This window comes from Planosporangium mesophilum (genome assembly GCF_016863255.1).
Lineage (GTDB): Bacteria > Actinomycetota > Actinomycetes > Mycobacteriales > Micromonosporaceae > Planosporangium > Planosporangium mesophilum.
This window is the reverse complement of record NZ_BOON01000073.1, coordinates 18,769-35,951: the sequence shown is the minus strand read 5'-3', so window position 1 is coordinate 35,951 and position 17,183 is coordinate 18,769. Positions and strand designations below refer to the sequence as shown.

Genomic DNA, 17,183 nt, shown 5'->3' with positions numbered 1-17,183 from the left:
CCCGGAGCGTGTCGCTCCGGGCCACCGCCGTATCACGAACTCAGTAGCTGGTCACTTCCCGCCGGACCGCAGCGCGATGCCCTTCAGGAAGACCTCACCGATCTTCGACGGGTCAGGCACGAGGAAGAAACCGCCACCCGTCGTGTCGGTGATCCGCTTCAGCGCGGACTCGCCCACGCTGGTGCCGATACCCATCATGATTACCTGGATCGGTTGGTTCGGGTCCATCGTCTTCTGTAGCTCCGCGATGAGCTGGTCCAGGTTCAGACCGCCCCCGGGGTCGTCGTTCTCGCCGTCGGTCATGATCAGCAGCGAGTTGACCCGGCTGGGGTCCCAGCCTTGCTGGACGTTCTTGTACCCGGCGAGCACCGTGTCGTAGAGACCGGTGGAACCGTTCCGGTTGGGCTGGATGCCGCTGAGCGCCTGGAGGGTCTGCTGGCGCTGGTTGGCCAGCAGACCGATCGGCACCAGCTCCTTGTAGTCGTTCTGGCCGTCCATGAGGGTGGAGAACGTCCAGACGCCGAGCGCCCAGTTGTCGTCGAAGAGCGCGACACCACGCTTGGCGGACTCCACCGTGACCTGCTCACGCGTTGCGCCGCCGGCGGTGGGCACCGATTCGACCATCGAACCGGACACGTCGATGACCGCCAGCATCCGGCCCGGCAGGGTGACCGCCGACCAGGTGGACAGCACCCGGTCGAGGATCGACGGGTCGGGCGGGTTGACCGCCGGCGACGGGGTCAACGGCGCACCCTTGGTCGCGGCGAACCCGTTGCCGGCGCTGCCGTCCGCGGCGCGCAGGCCCTGCTGGGCGAGCTTGTCGCGGTACGAGTCGCCGGTCAGCGTGATCTGCAGGGCCCGGGCCGCGGACGACTGGTCCGGGGAGACTCCCGGCATGACCGTGTACGGGTAGTCCAGCGGCAGCGGCGACGGCTCGACGAACACCGCGGCCAGCGGCACCGGCGGCTGGCTGTTGTTGTACGCGATGACCGCCTGCTCGGAGAGCGGAGCCGCACCGAGGCTGCTCGTCAGCGAGGCCGCGTCGGTGGCGCGCGGGAAGCGAGCCACCAGTTCCTCACGCAGTGCCGACCGGCCGGTCGCCAACGCCCGCAGCGCGGCGACCGTCTGGGCCTGGCCGTTCGTACCGCCGGCCGCGCTGGCCGCCGTCGCGAGGGCGAGCAGGCCGTTCGTGCCGGAGGCGTCGCGACTCGGGTCGACGATGCCGGTACGCAGCTTGGTGTCCGCGGTCAGCTTCGGCAGCAGCTCGGGCCACGTCAGCTTCTTGTTCGGCCAACCGAGGGTGCCGGCGAGCGGCTGGGGCATGGCGAGCACGAGCGGGCTGCGGCCGATCGACGGGGCGTTGGCCGGCACCCAGTCCGGGCCGCTGGAGCGCAGGCGCTGCAGCCACACCGTGGAGTCCGGGACCCAGACATCCGGCACCTTGGTCTTGCCGCTGGCCTGTCCCACGCCGGCGAGCATGGACTTGTGCTGCCCGGCGATCGCCGCCGCGACGTCGGCGGGCTCGGCGGCGGCCACATCGACCGCCACGCAGTTGCCGTTGACCTGCGGCTTGGTCTCAAGCCACTGGGTGGCCGCGCTCTGCACGGCTGGGACGATTTCGCGTGCCGCCGCGACATTGAGGCGCACCGTGTTAGAGCAGGACGGCGACGCGAAGAGGCGGTACCCGCCCCAACTCACCGCGATGATGGCCAGCACGGACGCGGCTGCGGCTACCGCTCGCAGCCCGCCGGACGTGCGTCGACCGCCGGCAGCCGGCATTGGTGCGCCGATGCGGCTCGGGTTTCTGTGACGACCTCCCACGGCTACCCAGCGTCCCTGAGTGAGCGTGGTGCGCACCATGTACGTTCAGTCAAAGTTACCGCCGAGAAACAAGAGGGGGTTGGCGGCCCAGTCTAGGCACAGAGAGGGCTCAATAGGCTAGTAGCGTTGAGTTACCGTATCGACACGGTAACTGTGAGCGACGAAGACAATGACATCCATCGATCTGATGCGCCCACGTTTGTCACGCGATGCAAAATACTTGACGCCCTCGCCGCCCGTCACGCGGAGCGGGGTCAGCCGAATCGTCAAATACCGGTGATCTTTTTCACTCGATAGAGTGGATCGTCAGATCCATCCCCGCGTCATCTCGCCCAGCAGCAGCGAGCCGCCCAGGAACAGCGTCGCCACCGTGCCGATCCAGAAGAACGCGACCCAGAAGATGCCGGGCAGCCTCGTCAGCCTCGCCAACTGGTCGGCGTCCGAATAGGGCGCCTGGCCGCGCCGGCGCATCCGCTGTAGTTCGACGATGGGCCGCACGGCGCCGCACAGCAGCAGCCACACCGCGAAGTACGCGAAGGCCGCCTGGGTCTGCGCCGAGGCGAACCAGGAGACGGCGAAGACGACGGCGATCGTCGTGACGACCGAGACGACCCCGAAGACGTTGCGAATCATGATCAGCATCGCCGCCAGTACCACCAACCCCGCCCACAGCATGAGGGTGATCCGGCCGCGCGCCAGCAGTACGGCGCCGAGCAGCCCGGTCAGTGCCGGGGTGAGGTAGCCGGCCAGGCTGGTGGCGATCATCCCTGGCCCGGTCGGCCGGCCCCGCGACACGGTCAGCCCGGACGTGTCGGAGTGCAGCCGGATGCCCGACAGCCGGCGGCCGGTGAGCAGCGCGGTCAGCGCATGGCCACCCTCGTGCGCGATCGTCACGACGTGCCGGGAGATCCGCCAGGTGCGGTACGGCCCGACGACGGCGAGCGCCAGTACGGCGGTACCGAGGACGATGAGGCGGGGCGGCGCCGGTTGCGAGCCGAGCAGCCGGTCCCACAGATCGGAAAGCGACGACACAGGCACGCCGTAGCTAACCACGCGAAGCGGCCGGGACGACAGCCGCCGTCAGACGTGCATGTGGAGGCGGAACGTGGTGCTCCCGCGATCGGTGTGGGTCCGCACCAGGTCGCAGAGGTAGTTGACCAGCAACAGGCCGCGGCCGTGCTCGCTGTCCGGGTCCGGCGGGATGCGGCCGGCCAGCGGGTCGATCAGGTGCCCCGGGTCGGACACCTCACAGACCACGTACCCGCGCTCCGGCCAGACCCGCAGGGTCCCCGGCCCGCCGCCGTGGATCACGGCGTTCGTGGCGACCTCGTTGACGGCCACCTCCAGGTCGGCTATGCGAGCGCCGGCGAGGCCGGCGCGACCGGCGTGATCGGCGACGAAGCGGCGTACCGCGGGGAGGTCGTCCGCGTCGAAGACGAACGTCGCCGGTGCCACCACCGGGTCGGGCAGCGGCCGGTTGAACGCGGCGACGACGGTGTGCGGGTGCGCGTACGCGTCGCTGGCCCGCCGCTCGTCACCGTTCACGATCATCGGGTGGGTGCGCTCCGCGTCCGCGAGCGCCGATCCGGCGAGCCGGCGGGCGTCGTACGGGCACAGGATCACCGCGTCGGCGTCGGCGAACGCGAGGTTGATCAGCGCCTCGTGCTGGACGCAGGCCGGGTACTCGGCGGCCGACCGGCCGGCCCAGATGGGCTCGCCGATGACGCGGACCCGCCGCGGGGCGTGCCGGTTGACGAAGGAGTGCAGCACGGCCGGGATGATCCGACCCGGGTTGCGCCCCGCCTCGGTCATGTCCAGGAACCGCACCTGCTCGGCCGAGTCGCCGAGCGCCGACCGGATCGGCTCCATGCTGGCCGGCGGTACGGCGACGAGGACCGGCTCGTCGGCGTTCAGGCCTCCCCGTACGAACGGGACGGTGCCGGCCAGTAGCTCGTCGGACGTCCGGTAGACCAGCGCCTCGTGCTGAAACGACACCCTCGTCGTGGCGCTCATCCGAAATCCATGTCACGGATCCGCTCGTCGTGGCTCAACACCCTGGAGACCCCCCTTGCCGAGGACGATACGCCGGCATCGAAGACATCGACTACATCACTGTCAGGTTGACGAAGACTCGTCTGGTTCCGGGACAAGTGTGATCTCGACGTCACCGATGACATCGGAGGCGCACAGGGCGGTGCGCAGCGCGTACGCGCGTTCGACCAGTATCTCCGCGGGCCGGCGGTTCATCTCGGGTACCGGTAGCAGCCGCGCCGTGACCAGCAGCCGGCCGGGGCCGACGTAGACCGCTGTCAGCGCCTCGATCCGGCGTACCCAGTCCTCCTCCCGGATCCGCTCGCGGAGCCGGTCCAGGACGTCCGGCGGTGCGGACTCGTCGATGAGCAGGCCCTTGGACCGGCGTGCGACCAGGTACGCGACCCCGACGAGCAGCAGGCCGATGAGGATCCCGGCGCCTGCGTCCCAGCCGGCCCAGCCGGTCAGGCTGTGCAGCGCGATCGCGAGGAGCGCGAGGGTGATCCCGACGATCGCGGCCGTGTCCTCCAGCAGTACCGTCGCGGCCGTCGGGTCGGAGGCGCGCCGCAGGTGCTCGGCCATCGAGCGCCGGCGCGCACGGGCCTCCTCGCGCAACTGCTTCCGGGCGGTGCGCCACGACAGCGCCTCGAGGACCAACGAGACCAGCAGGACGGCGACCCCAATGGGTACGTCCTCCAGCGGCCTCGGGTGCAGCATCGCCTCGACGCCCTCGGTGATCGAGAAGACGCCGCCGACGAGGAAGATCCCCATGGCGGCGAGGAAGGTCCAGAACCAGCGCTCCTGCCCGTACCCGAAGGGGTGGCGCTCGTCCGGCGGGCGGTCGGACCGCCGCAGCCCCACGTACAGGAGCACCTCGTTACCGGTGTCGGCGAGGGAGTGTGCGGTCTCGGCCCACAGCGCCGCCGACCCGGTCATGGCCGCGGCCAGCCCCTTCGCCACCGCGATCGCGAAGTTGGCCAGCACCGCGATGAGGACCGTACGGACGCTCGCCTCGCGCGTGGCCGACTCGGACATGATCGCAGTGTTCCCGGTCGACAAGATCGTCACACCTGGCGATTCTGGGCGTCGTCCTCGGCGAGGAGGGTGCCTGCCGTCGATGGCTGAGGCCAGAAGCCGGACGGTACGGAGAGATTCAGCCGAAGTGAACGTTCAACGACGATCCGGCGCGAAATCAGCGTAAGCCGGCCTAGTTGGGGCATACATGAGTCCGGACCGACGTCCCGCTGAGCCCTTCTCACCTTTCGCCGCAGTAAGCGGTTGACGTCACCTTATTTGCAGTCATGGATGAATGGAGCCTGCAATAGGAAGTTGTCCTAAGAATCATCAGGCGCATCTGGAGGTCCCATGCGACGACTGCGTATCGCTCTCCTCATGCTCGGCCTCGTATCGCTGCCGATGATCGCCACTCCCGCGTACGCCACGGTCCATGCCCAGGCAAGCCCCACGGCCAACCAGTTACTAGCCAAGGCCAGCTCCTGCTCGGTGGTTTCACAGGGCAGGTACCGGACCGTCGGCAACGCCACTTCGGCCACGGTCGACATCTGCGGGTCCGGTTCGGCCTACTTCTGGAAGGCAGACATGGACATCGACTGTGACGGCGTCTCCACCAGTAACTGCAACTCCCGCACAGATCCCTGGTACCAGCCGCAGACCGCGTACCGGACGTCGAAGGGCGGGTACTTCCAGTCGGACGCGACGCACTTCTTCGTGATACCGGCGTCGAGCTCGCGGTTCAGCTACTCCAGCGCCGGCATCCGGCCGGGCACGGTCGCTGCGGTGATCTACCGCGGCGCGGTGGTCTATGCGGTCTTCGCCGACGTGGGTCCGAGCAACGTCATCGGCGAGGCGTCGTACGCCACCGCCCGGGATCTCGGCATCAACCCCGACCCCAGGTACGGCGGCGTCGAATCGGGCGTCACCTACATCATCTTCAAGGGCAACGTGCCCAGCCCGGTGGAGGACAACGGCGCCATCACCGCCAAGGGCGCGGCCGCCGCGAACGCCTGGCTCAACGGCGACTGACCCATCCCGAGGGCGCCCCGGCAGGGGCGCCCTCCTTACGCACCCAGCCGGCGCGCCAGCGCTGCGATCGTCGTCGTCGCCCCGCCCACGATCTCCTCGACGATCTCGGCAGCCGGCGCGTCGCGCGACAGCGCGTGCGCCTGGCCTGCCCACAGGTTGATCACCGACGGATCCCCGGCGGTACGGGCCGCCGCGCGCAACGGACCGGTGAGCTGGTGCACGTGGGGGTACGCGGCCGGGGCCGCCTCGTCGAAGGAGCGAAGAAAGTCGTTGACCACCCCGCGCGCCCGCCGACCGGTGAACGCGCGGGTCAGCGCGGTGTCCCCGGTGCCCGTCACCGCCGCCCGGTGCGCGTCCGACGTACCCGCCTCCGGGCAGCGCAGGAACGCCGTACCGAGCGCGCCGGCCGACGCACCGGCGGCGAGCACCGCAGCCAGCCCCGGCCCGTCGGCGATGCCGCCGGCGGCGACCATCGGCAACCGGGTCCGCGCCGCCACCAGCCGCAGCAGCGGCAGCAGCGCGTACTCGTCGGTGTCGGCCAGCCCGCCCCGGTGGGCGCCCGCCTCCATCCCCTGTACGACCACCGCGTCCGCGCCGATCTCCTCGGCCGCGGCGACGGCGTCCGGGTGCGAGACGGTCACCCAGACCTCACTGCCCCGCGCGTGCAGCGACTCGACGGTATCGGCCGCCGGCGCCCCGAACGCGAACGACACCACGGGCACCGGGTCGTCCAGCAGCACACGCAGCTTCTCCGCGTAGTGGTCGTCCCCGCCGACCGGCTCGCCCAGCGCCACGCCCCGGCGCTCGGCGATCGGGGCGAGCCGCTCCGCGTACGCGGTGACGTCGGCCGGGTCGGCCGGCGGCGCCACCGGCACGAAGACGTTCACGCCGAACGGCCGGTCGGTCAGCCGCCGGGCCTCTACGACGTCGGCGGCGAGCCGCTGCGGCGACAGGTACGCCCCGGCCAGGAAACCCAGTCCACCGGCGTTGGACACCGCCGCGGCGAGCGCCGGGGTGGACGGGCCACCGCCCATCGGGGCGGCGACGACCGGGCGGCGCAGCCCGCCGAGGACCGAGCTCACGACGCCTTGCCCTGCTCCGGCAGTCCGATCGGGTTCATCGGCATGACCGCCCGGCACGCCGCCGCCATCTGCTCGAGCAGCGCCCGCAGGCGGTCGACGTCGACCGCGCCCCACGGGCCGGCCGCGGCCCGGTCGGTGGCCGCCTCGATCTCGCGATGTCCGGCGCGCCCGGTCTCGGTCGGCCGGCCGTCGGCGTCGAGCCAGCCCAGTTCGGTCAGGCGCCGCGTCGTGGCGTCCCACTCCTCGTCGGTCCAGCCCCGGGCCGGCTGGGCGGTCTCGCGGGACAGGTCGTGCGCCGCCCGCCAGACCAGCATCTCCCGCCCGGTCAGGCCGGCGGCCACCACCGCGGCGATGTGCCCGTCGCCGCGGTGCTCCCGCAGGGTGGTGGCGGCCTGCCAGAGCCGCGCGAGCGGTTCCTGCGGCGTGGGCAGCGCCGCGTTGGCGGCGCCGAGCACCCGACCACCGGGCTCGATGTCGGCGGCAGCGGCCTGCAACAGGTCCGCCGCCTCGGCGATTGCGGCCTCCGGCTGGTCGGCCAGCAACCGGGCCAGGGCCTCGGTCGCGCCCTCGACCCGGGCCCGCAGCGTGTCCTCCGGCGTCGCCCGCTGCCAGACGTCGGGCAGCGCGCGGGCCACCATGCCGGGCGCGAAATTGAAGAACGAGGCGACCACCGGCGCGGCGCCGACCGGGCCGAGCGGCGCCGCGCGACCGGCGAAGTAGCCGCGCCAGAAGCCCTTCAGGCCCGCCGCCTGGAACGCGGCCAATGCCTCCGGGGTGAAGTAGGTGACGTCGTGGATCGGTTCGAACAGCGTCCACATCGCGCGGGCGGAATTCATGTCCGCAGCCTAGCCATGCGAGGCGGGCGCTCCTCCGCGCCGGAGCGCGCAGGAGCACCACGATCACGAGATGGCGGTCACATTCCGCAGTTGGCCACGGGCCGCACCGCCGGGAAACTCGGCGCTGTGCAGGTTGGTGTAGAACGCGCCGGGATCGGACGCCAACGAGTCGAGCAGCGTCTGGTCATCCACCGTGACGCTGCCCGAGACGGCGGTCAGCGTGGTGGGGAGCGGCCCGCTGAACAACACCACTTTCAGGGGACCGTTGGTACCGGCCGCGCCGAGGTGGAGGTGGGCAGCGGTCGGGGCCCCGATCCCGGTCCACCTGATGGTGAACCTGACCTGGTTTCCTTCGATGCGCAATGTCTCGAAGGCCCGGCCATCCGGGTCCCCCACTGCCGGAGACCCGGCAGGACCGGGTACTTCGTTGCCACCCTCGAGGGCGGCGACGAGGCGCGTCACGCCGACTGCCGACTGCTGTGGATGAGGGCCGTGCGCCGGGGCGGCGCCCGGGACGGCGAGACCGGCCGCGGTGGCGGCGGCGATGGAAAGGACGAGACGGGAACGTACGGTACGAAACATACGAGCAACCTCCCAGCGGGCCAGCGCCACGTGCGCCGTGGACGACCGGGACACGCTCACCACTTCGGGAGGGGTTCAAACACCCGCCGTCTCCACTGTGGAGCAAGGGACCGGTCCGCCCGCCGGTCAGCGGGTCAGGCGGCCCAGCAGCGCCGAGGAGGCGGCGATGCCCGCGATCGCGCACCCGGCCAGGACGGCCAGATCGAGACCGAGGTGGGACGGGGTACCGACGAGCAGGCCGCGCAGCGCGTCAACCTCGTACGACAGCGGGTTGAACCGGCTCAGCACCCGCAGCCAGTCCGGCATGACGGCCACCGGGTACAGCGCGTTGGACGCGAAGAACAGCGGCATCATGATCGCCTGGCCGATACCCATCAGCCGCTCGCGTGACAGTACGAGGCCGGCGATCGTCATCGACAGGCAGGAGAAGAACGCCGAGCCGAGCACCAGGACGACGACCACGCCGAGCAGGTGCAGCGGGTTGGCCGACAGCCCCACGCCGAGTACCGCCGCGAGGACCAGGATGACCAGGGCCTGGGTCAGGGCCCGTACCGCCGACGCGAACGCCTTCCCGGTCACCAGCGCCGCCCGCGGGGTCGGCGTCACCAGCAGCTTGGCGAGCACGCCGGCGTCGCGCTCCCAGATGATCTGGATGCCGTAGAAGATGGAGATGAACAGCGCCGACTGGGCGAGGATGCCGGGGGCAAGGTAATCCAGGTACGGCACGTCGCCGGTGGGGATGGCCCGGATCCGGGTGAACGTCTCGCCGAAGACGAGCAGCCACAGCGCCGGCTGGATCGCGCGGGTCACCAGCTCGCTGCGGTCGTGGCGCAGCTTCTGCAGCTCGACCAGGCACAACGCGTACACCCGGGCGGGCAGCACCCGCCACGCGCCCCGGGTATCCGGACGTTCCTCAGCCGAGGCGACGGGCTGTTCGACGGGTGCCACGGACATCTCGGAAGCCTCCCTGGGTCTCGGCGAACGTGTCACCGGTGTGGTGGCGGAACACGTCCTCCAACGTGGACTCCGGACCGAGCGCCGCCTTCAGCTCGCCGGGTGTGCCGAGCGCGCGGATCCGGCCCCGGTGCATCAGGGCCACCCGTTCGCAGTACTGGTCGGCCTCGTCCATGTAGTGGGTGGTCACCAGCACCGTCGCGCCGGTCGTGGCGCGTAGCTCCGTGACCTTGTCCCACAGCGCGCCGCGGGCCACCGGGTCGAGCCCGATCGTCGGCTCGTCCAGGATCAGCAGGCGCGGCCGGTTGACCAGCGCCTGGGCCAGCTCCAACCGCCGGACCATGCCGCCCGAGTACGTCTTGACCATTCGGTCGGCCGCCTCGGCCAGGCCCATCGCGGTGAGCGCGCCGTCGACCCGGTCGGCCCGTTCGCGCCGGGGCACGTCGAACAGCCGGGCGAAGAGGCTCACGTTCTCCCGTCCGGTGAGGGAGCCGTCGGCCGAGAGTAGCTGCGGCACGTACCCGATGGCGCGCCGCACAGCGAGGGGCCGCCTGGCCGGGTCGGCGCCGAACACGGTGACCATCCCGGGCCGTACCGGCAGGAGCGTGGTGATCAGCCGGATCGCGGTCGTCTTGCCGGCGCCGTTCGGGCCGAGCAGACCGAAGATCTCCCCGGACCGGACGGTCAGGTCGAGGTCGTCGACGGCGACCTGGTCACCGAAGGCGTGACGGAGCCCGGTACAGGCGACCGCGGTCATGTGCCCTCCTCGATCTCGCGCAGCAGGCGCCGCAGGGCCGGCAGCGCGGCCTCGATGGCCCGGACGTCCTCGCCGGGCAGGCGCGACAGCGCATCGCCGACCACGCGGTCGCGGCCGGTGCGCCAGTGGCGGAGCCGATCCCGCGCGGCGTCGGTCAACTCCAGCCGGGCCGCCCGGCGGTCGACCGGATCCACCCGCCGCCACAGCAGTCCCGCGTTGACGAGCTGGTTGACCAGCGTGCTGACGGAGTTGTCAGCCAGGTGCAGCGCCCGCGCGGCTGCCGCGACCCCGACGCCGGGCTGCGTGTCGACGATGTTCAGCAGCTCGATCTGCGCTCCCCGCAGCGCGGGCTCAGGCATCGTGGGCCGGATCCGGCGACGCACCAGCCGGCGGAGGCTGGCCACGGTGTCCATCAGCTCAGCAGCCAAATTGCCGTTCCCGGTCACCGGACTAAGATACCTCTCAGTACGAGGTAATTGCAAACCTCCCATTCAGAGGTAACTTCCGAGCCGAAAGGTGAACATGGCTACCGCGACCCCCGTCGCAACCGGCAACCAGGCAAGCTCCGGACATCTGCGGCGGGATGTCGGATTCTGGGGCCTCACGTTCATGTCCCTCGGCTCGATCATCGGCTCCGGCTGGCTGCTCGGCGCCCTGGGCGCGGCTCAGGTGGCCGGCCCCGCGTCGCTGCTGTCGTGGATCCTCGCGGGCGCCATGCTCGCGGTCCTCGCCCTGGCGCACGCCGAACTCGGTGCCACCTACCCCGTCGCCGCCGGTACCGCGCGCTTCCCCCGCTTCGCCTTCGGCAGGCTCGCCGGGTTCGTCGCCGGCTGGGCCTCCTGGCTGCAGGCCGTGACGATCACGCCCATCGAGGTCGAGGCGAGCCTGCAGTACCTGAACAACATCGAATGGGTGAAGAGCCACCTGCACCTGCTGAGCGAGCGCGGGACGCTCTCGGCGAACGGCCTGATCGGCGCGACCGTACTGATGCTCCTGTTCACCGTCATCAACATCGTCGGCGTCAAGCTCCTGGCGGAGAGCAACGCGGCGATGGTGGTCTGGAAGACCGCCATCCCGGTGGTGACCGTGGTCGTGCTGCTCACGCTGACCTTCCACGGCGGCAACTTCACCGCCGGCGGCGGCTTCGCCCCGTACGGCGCGCACGGCGTCTTCGCCGCGCTGCCCGCCGGGGTCGTCTTCGCCCTCCAGGGCTTCGAGCAGGCCATCCAGATGGGCGGGGAGGCCAGGAACCCGCAGCGCGACATATCCCGCGCGGTCATCTTCGCGATGCTGGTCGGCACCGCGATCTACATCCTGCTGGAGATCGCCTTCATCGGCAGCCTGGACCCGCGCAACCTGGTGACCGGCTGGGCCCACCCGGTGAAGGCCGGCGACTTCGGCCCGTACGCCACCCTCGCCCTCGGCGCGGGTGCCGGCTGGCTCGCGTACCTGCTCTACATCGACGCGTTCCTGTCCCCCGCGGGCGCCGGCCTGGTGTACGTCGGGACCTCGTCCCGCGTGTCCTACGCGCTGGGCCGCGAGCGCGCACTCCCCGCGGCGCTGGGGCGGCTCAACTCACGCGGCGTACCACTGCGCACGATCCTGCTGGCGTTCGTCGTCGGTGAGCTGGCGTTCCTGCCCTTCCCCAGCTGGCAGTCGCTCGTCGGGCTGGTCACCTCGGCCACCGCGATCATGTACGCGTTCGCCCCGGTGTCCCTCGCCGCGCTGCGCCGGCGCGACCCGGAGCGCCACCGCCCGTACCGGCTGCCGGGCGCCGTCGTGACCGCGCCGCTCGGCTTCGTCGCGGCCAACCTGGTGATCTACTGGGGTGGCTTCGAGGCGACGTGGAAGCTGGTCGTGGCGATTGTCCTGGGCTTCGTGATCTACCAGGCGACCGCCGCCCGCACCCCCCGCGTAGACCGGTCGCGCACCGACTGGCGCTCCGCCGTCTGGATCGGGCCGTGGCTCGCCGGGCTCACCGTCATCGGGTTCGTCGGCCGCTACGGCCACGGCGCCCGGCTGTACCTGCCCGAGTGGGTCGACCTCGCCGTCGTCGTCGCGTTCAGCCTCGCGATCTTCTTCTTCGCGGTGAACGTCGCCATGGCCGGCGGCCGGGTGAAGGCCGCCGTCGAGGCGGAGACGGGCGGCGCGACCGATCAGCGGGAGTTCGAACCGGCGTAGGCGTCCCGGGGCGGCGTGACGGGGCGGCCGGGAGCCGGCTGGTCCGCACCCTCGCGGCCGGGAACCGGCCGGTCCGCACCGGAGCGGGCGGCACCGGAACGGCGCACGACCCGCACGACCAGGCCCGCGAGGGCCACGGCCGCCACGGCGCCGATGACGACCAGGTTCGACGCCCCGAACAGCTTCAGCGCGCTCGCCAGCAGCACCAGTACGAGCGCGGCCCGGACGGCGCCCGCCGGCGCCCGGGACGAGAGCCGGGCACCGATCAGCACCCCGGGGATCGAGCCGACCAGGATCGCCAGCGAGAGGTCGAGGTGGAAGTCGCCGAAGATCACGTGACCCAGTGCCGCCGCGGCGACCAGGGGGACGGCCTGGACGAGGTCCGTGCCGACCAGGTCGTTGGCGCGCAGCATCGGGTACAGCGCCAGCAGCACGACGATGATCAACGAACCGGATCCGACCGAGGTGAGCCCGACGACGAGCCCGCCCACCGCACCGAGCAGGGCGGTGGGCAGCGGTCGTACCCGGATCTCGGGCTTCGAGGGCCCGCCGGCGGGCCGTGACCCGTCCCGGTAGGCCTTCACGATCAGCCCCCCGACGGCCAGCAACAGCGCGCCGCCCAGCGCCAGCTGCACGGCGTGCTGGACGCCGCCGGCCCCGCCGACGGCCCGCATCAGCAGCACGCCCGCGAAGGCGCTCGGCACGCTGCCCGCGCACAGCCACCCGACCAGCCGCCAGTTGACGGTGCCGCGGCGGATGTGCACGAAGCTGCCGAACGGCTTCATCACCGCGCTCGCCACCAGGTCGCTGGAGACGGCGGCCAGCGGAGGTACGCCGAAGAACAGCACGAGGACCGGGGTCATCAGCGCGCCACCACCCATGCCGGTGAGGCCGACGATGACGCCGACACCGAAGCCGGCGAGCGCGAGGACGGGAGACATCCGTCGAGTCTTGACCATGCCTGCCGCACTTGTCCATCAAACCCCCCAAATTAGTGGGAAATTGCCGGCCACATCACACTCGCAGGTGACCGAGCCATGATCGTCAAAGTGGCTGTCCGGAGGATTGTGACGGGCGTCGATCGCAGGGAGAATCAATCGCTTCCACGATCCGGGAGGATCCATGTCCGAGCCGCCCCCGCCGCCCGAATCCCCGGCGCCGCCGCCCGGGCCGGTCCCGCCGTCCGGGTACGAGCCCCCGCCCGGTCATCAGGCGCCCTCGGGGTACCAGGTGCCGCCGGCCGGTCACTACGGCCCGCCGCCGATCTCGTTCGCGGACCCGTCCGACCCGCTGATCAGCCCGGACTACGCCGGCTGGTGGCAGCGCAACATCTGGCTCGTCCGGGCATACTGGCGGCCGCTGCTGATGCTGCAACTGATCGCCGCGGCCGTGGCACTGGTGGTGGAGGTCCCCACCGCTGTCGCACAGGCGCTCGGGTCCCGGCACCTGGACAGCGGTTCACAGTTGAGCCCGGAGCAGGCGACGCAGGCGTTCGGCAGCGCGCTGCCCTGGATGATCCTCGGAGCCGTCGGCGCGATAATCGCCGCTCTCGCCGCGGTCGCGGTCCAGCTCGCCGGCATGCGCCTGCTCGTGGTGGCGGTGACCGGCGGGCGGCCGGCCGTCGGCGATGCCCTGCGCGGCGCGCTCCGACGGGTGTTCCCGCTGATCGGGTGGGGACTGCTCGCCGGGCTGATACTTATCGCCGGCGTGTTCGCGTGCATCGTTCCCGCGTTCTACTTCGCGGCGGTGTTCCTGGTACTGCCGGCGGTGGTGCTGTTCGAACGCGGCGGAGTGATCGCGCGCTGCTTCAAGCTCTTCCACGCCGACGCCGGCGCGGCCTTGGCTCGCGTCGCCACCATCGTCGGGTTGGGCATCGCGGCCTCGCTTGTCGCCGTCGTGTTCGGTGCGATCCTGAACGCCGTGGGAGCCGCGTCGCCCGGGGTCACCGGCCCGTTGGTCGCCACCACCGTCATCTCCACTCTCTTCGGCATCGTGGTGAACGCCGCGCTCGGCGTCGTGACCGCCCCGCTCACCCTGACCACGTACGCCGACGAGCGGGCGCGCCGGGAGCCGCTGCACACCGGCGTCCTGGCCCAGGAGCTTGCGAACGCCTGAGAATTCAGCTCCCGGACGAGCGCAGCGGCGGCGCGTCCAAGCCGCACTGGTACTCCTCACACGAGGGCCGGCGCGGCTCCCGCCGCCCGACCGTCGCGACGGCGAGCAGGCCACCGGCCACGCAGCCGGCGGCGGCGAGGTAACACGCGACCCGGAACCCGGCGGCGAACTCCGCCGGGTGCAGATAGGTCAACCCCCCGATCCCGGCGGCGGCCGGCAGGACCGCGATCGCGATCAGCGCGCCGGCGCGGGCCACGTCGTTGTTGATCGCGGACGCGATACCGGACCGCTCCGGCGGTACCGAGCCGAGCGCGGTCGCGGTCAGCGGCGCGACGGTGGTGGCCAGGCCCAGCCCGAACACCACGACGGCGGGCAGGACCCGGGTGAGGTAGCTGCCCTCGGTACCGGCCCGGCCGAGCAGGACGATGCCCGCGGCGACGAGCAGCGGGCCGACGGCCATCTGCGGCCGGGGGCCGATCCGGCTGGCCAGCGCCCCCGACCGCGCCGACAGCAGCAACATGATCACGGTGACCGGCAGCAGTGCGGTGCCCGCCGCCACCGCGCTGTACCCCCTGACCTGCTGCAACTGGATCGGCAGCAGGAACAGCACCGCGCCGAGGGCCCCGTACACGATGAACGTGACCGCGTTCGTACCGGTGAACCGGCGGTTGGCGAACAGGCCCAGCGGCAGCAGCGGGTGGTTGACCCGGCGCTCCCACGCCACGAACGCCGCCAGCGCGACGGCGCCCGCGACCAGCGCACCGACCACCGGGGCCGAGCCCCAGCCGAGCACCGAGCCCTCGGTGAGCCCATAGCAGAGTCCGAGCAGGGACGCCGTGACGAGCAGGCCGCCGACGAGATCGATGCGGCCGGCCGCGGCGTCGCGGGTCTCGGGTACATGCCGCAGGCAGACCCAGATGACCGCCACCGCCAGCGGCAGGTTGATGAGGAAGATGTACCGCCAGGACACCGCGGCGATGAGCCAGCCGCCGACGAACGGCCCGATCGCGATGGCCAGGCCGCCCAGACCGGACCAGGCCCCGATGGCCCGGGACCGGTCGGTCGGGGCGAACGTGGCCTCGATGATCGCCAGGCTGCTCGGCGTGAGCAGGGCGGCGCCGACGCCCTGGAGGGCCCGCGCGGCGATCAGAGTGGTGGCGTTCGGGGCCAGTCCGCACAGCAGCGAGGCGACGGCGAACCAGACCACGCCCACGACGAAGACCCGGCGGCGACCGTACCGGTCGCCCAGGGCGCCGCCGACGAGCAGGAAACCGGCGAGCGTGAGGGTGTACCCGGTAACGATCCACTGGAGACGGTCCAGCCCGACGGAGAACTCGCGACCGACCGCCGGCAACGCGATGCCGACGACGGTCGCGTCGATGGCGGCCAACCCCGAGCCGAGCACGGTGGCGAGCAGAACCCACCGTCCCCGTCGACTCGCGTACCGGACCGCCGCCGTCACGGCCGTACCGGCGAGGCGCCACAGACGCCGACGACCCGCCGGGAACCGGACGGGTCGTCGTCGACGTTGCTGATTCTTGTTCGGTTCATGTACACCCTCGTCAATTGGCTGACGACACCCTGGCCGGGCCGGAGCCCGTCGCGCGTTCGGGCCCGGTGACGAGGTCAGCGTACTCGGGGTGGCGCTTGATGTAGGTCGAGATGAAGGGGCAGCTTGCGACGGCCCGGTCACCTCCGGCGCGTACGGCGTCGAGGGCGCCGGCCGCCAGCTTGCTGCCCAGGCCCTGCCCCTCGAACTCCGGGTAGACCTCGGTGTGGGTGAAGTCGACGGTTCTGGGTGCCCGCCGGTACTGCGTGAAGCCGGCCACCCGGCCGTCGATACGCACCTCGTAACGCGACAGTTCGGGGTTGTGGACGATTCTCATGTCGGACACGTTGCCGCCTTTCACGAAGGGCTTACTCGACTTCGGCGCTTCCGTTGACCCGCAACTTGCGTCGCGCGCGTTCGTAGAACGTGGTCTGGCCGAGCCGAACCACCCGTGCGGCGCCCGGCAACGGCTTGATCAACAGACTGTCGCCGGCGTTCACGTACCCGCGCACGGGGCCGTCAACCTCCACGGCGAGCCGGCCGCTGGTGGGTAGTACGTCGAGTTCCAGCCGCTCGTCGAGCGAGAGCAACAGGGATCGATTGAACGACGAGTGCGCCGAGGACGCTCCGACGAGCAGACCCTCCACAGTGGGGGAAACGATCGGGCCGCCGGCGGAGAAACTGTACGCCGTGGAGCCGGTCGGGGTGGAGACGATGACGGCATCCGCCGCGTACTGCACGAACCGGTGCCCCTCCACGGTGATGCCGACCGCCGCCATGCGGTCGCCGGGTATCCGGACCAGCGCGATGTCGTTGAACGCGATGACCTTCTCGCCGTCGGGGAGCACGGTCGACACCGCCAGGCGCGGCTCGACCGTGTACTTGTTCTCGTCGATGGCGGTCAGCGCCCCAGGCAGGTCGGGCACGTCGATCTCCGCGAGGAAGCCGAGCCGGCCGACGTTGACCCCGAGGATCGGAGTCTTGCGCCCCTCGGCCAGCCGCATCGTGCGCAACATCGTCCCGTCGCCACCGAGGCTGACCAGCAGCTGCGAGCGGTCCACCAGTTCATCCGGGTCGACGGCGACCGCGTCGCAGGCGATACGGTCGACCTCGTCACGCAGGCCGAGCACGGTCACGTCCCGCCCGCGCGCCCAGTTCAGGATCGTCTCGATCGCGTCCGCCGAGTCACGGCGTGGATGCAGTACCAGGCCGACCGTGTGTACCAGGCCCAT

The 17,183-nt window shown here is 71.3% G+C and carries 17 protein-coding genes; 3 read left to right on the top strand and 14 right to left on the bottom strand.

The features are described 5' to 3' along the window. Positions 1-51: 51 nt before the first annotated feature. The 4 genes from Pme01_RS29425 to Pme01_RS29410 all read right to left on the bottom strand — a co-directional run bounded on the left by Pme01_RS29425 (position 52) and on the right by Pme01_RS29410 (position 4,887). Positions 52-1,779 carry a substrate-binding domain-containing protein gene (locus Pme01_RS29425; RefSeq protein WP_168115192.1) on the bottom strand — a complete coding sequence of 576 codons (1,728 nt, stop codon included), beginning with the start codon at positions 1,777-1,779 and terminating at the stop codon, positions 52-54. A 348-nt stretch (positions 1,780-2,127) separates the two neighbouring features. After that, complete coding sequence (locus Pme01_RS29420) at positions 2,128-2,859, bottom strand: M50 family metallopeptidase (RefSeq protein WP_168115191.1); 732 nt, start codon at positions 2,857-2,859, stop codon at positions 2,128-2,130. A gap of 42 nt (positions 2,860-2,901) precedes the next feature. Continuing rightward, positions 2,902-3,834, bottom strand: a complete 933-nt coding sequence (locus tag Pme01_RS29415) for an anti-sigma factor RsbA family regulatory protein (RefSeq protein WP_168115190.1) — start codon at positions 3,832-3,834, stop codon at positions 2,902-2,904. 102 nt (positions 3,835-3,936) lie between these two features. After that, the gene (locus tag Pme01_RS29410) at positions 3,937-4,887 is read right to left on the bottom strand and encodes a cation diffusion facilitator family transporter (RefSeq protein ID WP_168115189.1); all 951 of its coding nucleotides are present in this window, start codon (positions 4,885-4,887) and stop codon (positions 3,937-3,939) included. Between the two features lie 330 nt (positions 4,888-5,217). On the opposite strand from Pme01_RS29410, the gene Pme01_RS29405 reads away from it, so the two are divergent. Further along, complete coding sequence (locus Pme01_RS29405) at positions 5,218-5,895, top strand: glycoside hydrolase family 75 protein (protein ID WP_168115188.1); 678 nt, start codon at positions 5,218-5,220, stop codon at positions 5,893-5,895. Between the two features lie 35 nt (positions 5,896-5,930). Here Pme01_RS29405 and Pme01_RS29400 read toward each other — a convergent pair whose 3' ends face one another. From Pme01_RS29400 to Pme01_RS29375, 6 genes are all read right to left on the bottom strand, one after another. Beyond that, a complete protein-coding gene (locus Pme01_RS29400) occupies positions 5,931-6,977 on the bottom strand; it encodes a nitronate monooxygenase (protein WP_203935962.1) in 1,047 nt (348 codons plus the stop codon). Continuing rightward, positions 6,974-7,813, bottom strand: a complete 840-nt coding sequence (locus Pme01_RS29395) for an SCO6745 family protein (RefSeq protein WP_420850503.1) — start codon at positions 7,811-7,813, stop codon at positions 6,974-6,976. The genes Pme01_RS29400 and Pme01_RS29395 overlap by 4 nt, the downstream gene beginning before the upstream one ends. A 63-nt stretch (positions 7,814-7,876) precedes the next feature. Beyond that, on the bottom strand, positions 7,877-8,395 hold the full coding sequence (locus Pme01_RS29390; RefSeq protein ID WP_168115187.1) for a CHRD domain-containing protein: 519 nt from the start codon (positions 8,393-8,395) through the stop codon (positions 7,877-7,879). A gap of 126 nt (positions 8,396-8,521) precedes the next feature. After that, positions 8,522-9,349: an ABC transporter permease gene (locus Pme01_RS29385; protein ID WP_168115186.1), complete on the bottom strand. Its 828-nt coding sequence runs from the start codon at positions 9,347-9,349 to the stop codon at positions 8,522-8,524. Continuing rightward, on the bottom strand, positions 9,309-10,106 hold the full coding sequence (locus tag Pme01_RS29380; protein ID WP_168115185.1) for an ABC transporter ATP-binding protein: 798 nt from the start codon (positions 10,104-10,106) through the stop codon (positions 9,309-9,311). Before Pme01_RS29380 ends, Pme01_RS29385 begins: the two co-directional genes overlap by 41 nt. Beyond that, positions 10,103-10,552 carry a MarR family winged helix-turn-helix transcriptional regulator gene (locus Pme01_RS29375; RefSeq protein ID WP_239088534.1) on the bottom strand — a complete coding sequence of 150 codons (450 nt, stop codon included), beginning with the start codon at positions 10,550-10,552 and terminating at the stop codon, positions 10,103-10,105. The genes Pme01_RS29380 and Pme01_RS29375 overlap by 4 nt, the downstream gene beginning before the upstream one ends. Positions 10,553-10,628: 76 nt before the next feature. Between Pme01_RS29375 and Pme01_RS29370 the strand changes: the two genes are divergently transcribed. Further along, entirely contained in the window at positions 10,629-12,287 is a 1,659-nt protein-coding gene (locus Pme01_RS29370) for an APC family permease (protein WP_168115183.1), read from the top strand. On the opposite strand, the gene Pme01_RS29365 is transcribed toward Pme01_RS29370, so the two are convergent. Then, positions 12,263-13,228 carry a sulfite exporter TauE/SafE family protein gene (locus tag Pme01_RS29365; RefSeq protein ID WP_168115182.1) on the bottom strand — a complete coding sequence of 322 codons (966 nt, stop codon included), beginning with the start codon at positions 13,226-13,228 and terminating at the stop codon, positions 12,263-12,265. The genes Pme01_RS29370 and Pme01_RS29365 overlap by 25 nt on opposite strands. 181 nt (positions 13,229-13,409) lie before the next feature. On the opposite strand from Pme01_RS29365, the gene Pme01_RS29360 reads away from it, so the two are divergent. Then, on the top strand, positions 13,410-14,402 hold the full coding sequence (locus Pme01_RS29360) for a hypothetical protein (RefSeq protein ID WP_168115181.1): 993 nt from the start codon (positions 13,410-13,412) through the stop codon (positions 14,400-14,402). Between the two features lie 4 nt (positions 14,403-14,406). Here Pme01_RS29360 and Pme01_RS29355 read toward each other — a convergent pair whose 3' ends face one another. The 3 genes from Pme01_RS29355 to Pme01_RS29350 form a co-directional block, all read right to left on the bottom strand. Then, the gene (locus Pme01_RS29355) at positions 14,407-15,864 is read right to left on the bottom strand and encodes an MFS transporter (RefSeq protein WP_239088533.1); all 1,458 of its coding nucleotides are present in this window, start codon (positions 15,862-15,864) and stop codon (positions 14,407-14,409) included. Between the two features lie 100 nt (positions 15,865-15,964). Next, a complete protein-coding gene (locus tag Pme01_RS31295) occupies positions 15,965-16,288 on the bottom strand; it encodes a GNAT family N-acetyltransferase (protein ID WP_168115180.1) in 324 nt (107 codons plus the stop codon). 31 nt (positions 16,289-16,319) lie between these two features. Next, positions 16,320-17,183: an NAD(+)/NADH kinase gene (locus Pme01_RS29350; protein ID WP_168115179.1), complete on the bottom strand. Its 864-nt coding sequence runs from the start codon at positions 17,181-17,183 to the stop codon at positions 16,320-16,322.

Excerpts from the sequence above, each read along its gene's own strand:
- Pme01_RS29425 (WP_168115192.1), bottom strand. The coding sequence starts at position 1,779 with ATGCCGGCTGCCGGCGGTCGACGCACGTCCGGCGGGCTGCGAGCGGTA.
- Pme01_RS29415 (WP_168115190.1), bottom strand. The coding sequence starts at position 3,834 with ATGAGCGCCACGACGAGGGTGTCGTTTCAGCACGAGGCGCTGGTCTAC.
- Pme01_RS29410 (WP_168115189.1), bottom strand. The coding sequence starts at position 4,887 with ATGTCCGAGTCGGCCACGCGCGAGGCGAGCGTCCGTACGGTCCTCATC.
- Pme01_RS29405 (WP_168115188.1), top strand. The coding sequence starts at position 5,218 with ATGCGACGACTGCGTATCGCTCTCCTCATGCTCGGCCTCGTATCGCTG.
- Pme01_RS29395 (WP_420850503.1), bottom strand. The coding sequence starts at position 7,813 with ATGAATTCCGCCCGCGCGATGTGGACGCTGTTCGAACCGATCCACGAC.
- Pme01_RS29390 (WP_168115187.1), bottom strand. The coding sequence starts at position 8,395 with ATGTTTCGTACCGTACGTTCCCGTCTCGTCCTTTCCATCGCCGCCGCC.
- Pme01_RS29385 (WP_168115186.1), bottom strand. The coding sequence starts at position 9,349 with ATGTCCGTGGCACCCGTCGAACAGCCCGTCGCCTCGGCTGAGGAACGT.
- Pme01_RS29380 (WP_168115185.1), bottom strand. The coding sequence starts at position 10,106 with ATGACCGCGGTCGCCTGTACCGGGCTCCGTCACGCCTTCGGTGACCAG.
- Pme01_RS29370 (WP_168115183.1), top strand. The coding sequence starts at position 10,629 with ATGGCTACCGCGACCCCCGTCGCAACCGGCAACCAGGCAAGCTCCGGA.
- Pme01_RS29365 (WP_168115182.1), bottom strand. The coding sequence starts at position 13,228 with ATGTCTCCCGTCCTCGCGCTCGCCGGCTTCGGTGTCGGCGTCATCGTC.
- Pme01_RS29360 (WP_168115181.1), top strand. The coding sequence starts at position 13,410 with ATGTCCGAGCCGCCCCCGCCGCCCGAATCCCCGGCGCCGCCGCCCGGG.
- Pme01_RS31295 (WP_168115180.1), bottom strand. The coding sequence starts at position 16,288 with ATGAGAATCGTCCACAACCCCGAACTGTCGCGTTACGAGGTGCGTATC.
- Pme01_RS29350 (WP_168115179.1), bottom strand. The coding sequence starts at position 17,183 with ATGGGCCTGGTACACACGGTCGGCCTGGTACTGCATCCACGCCGTGAC.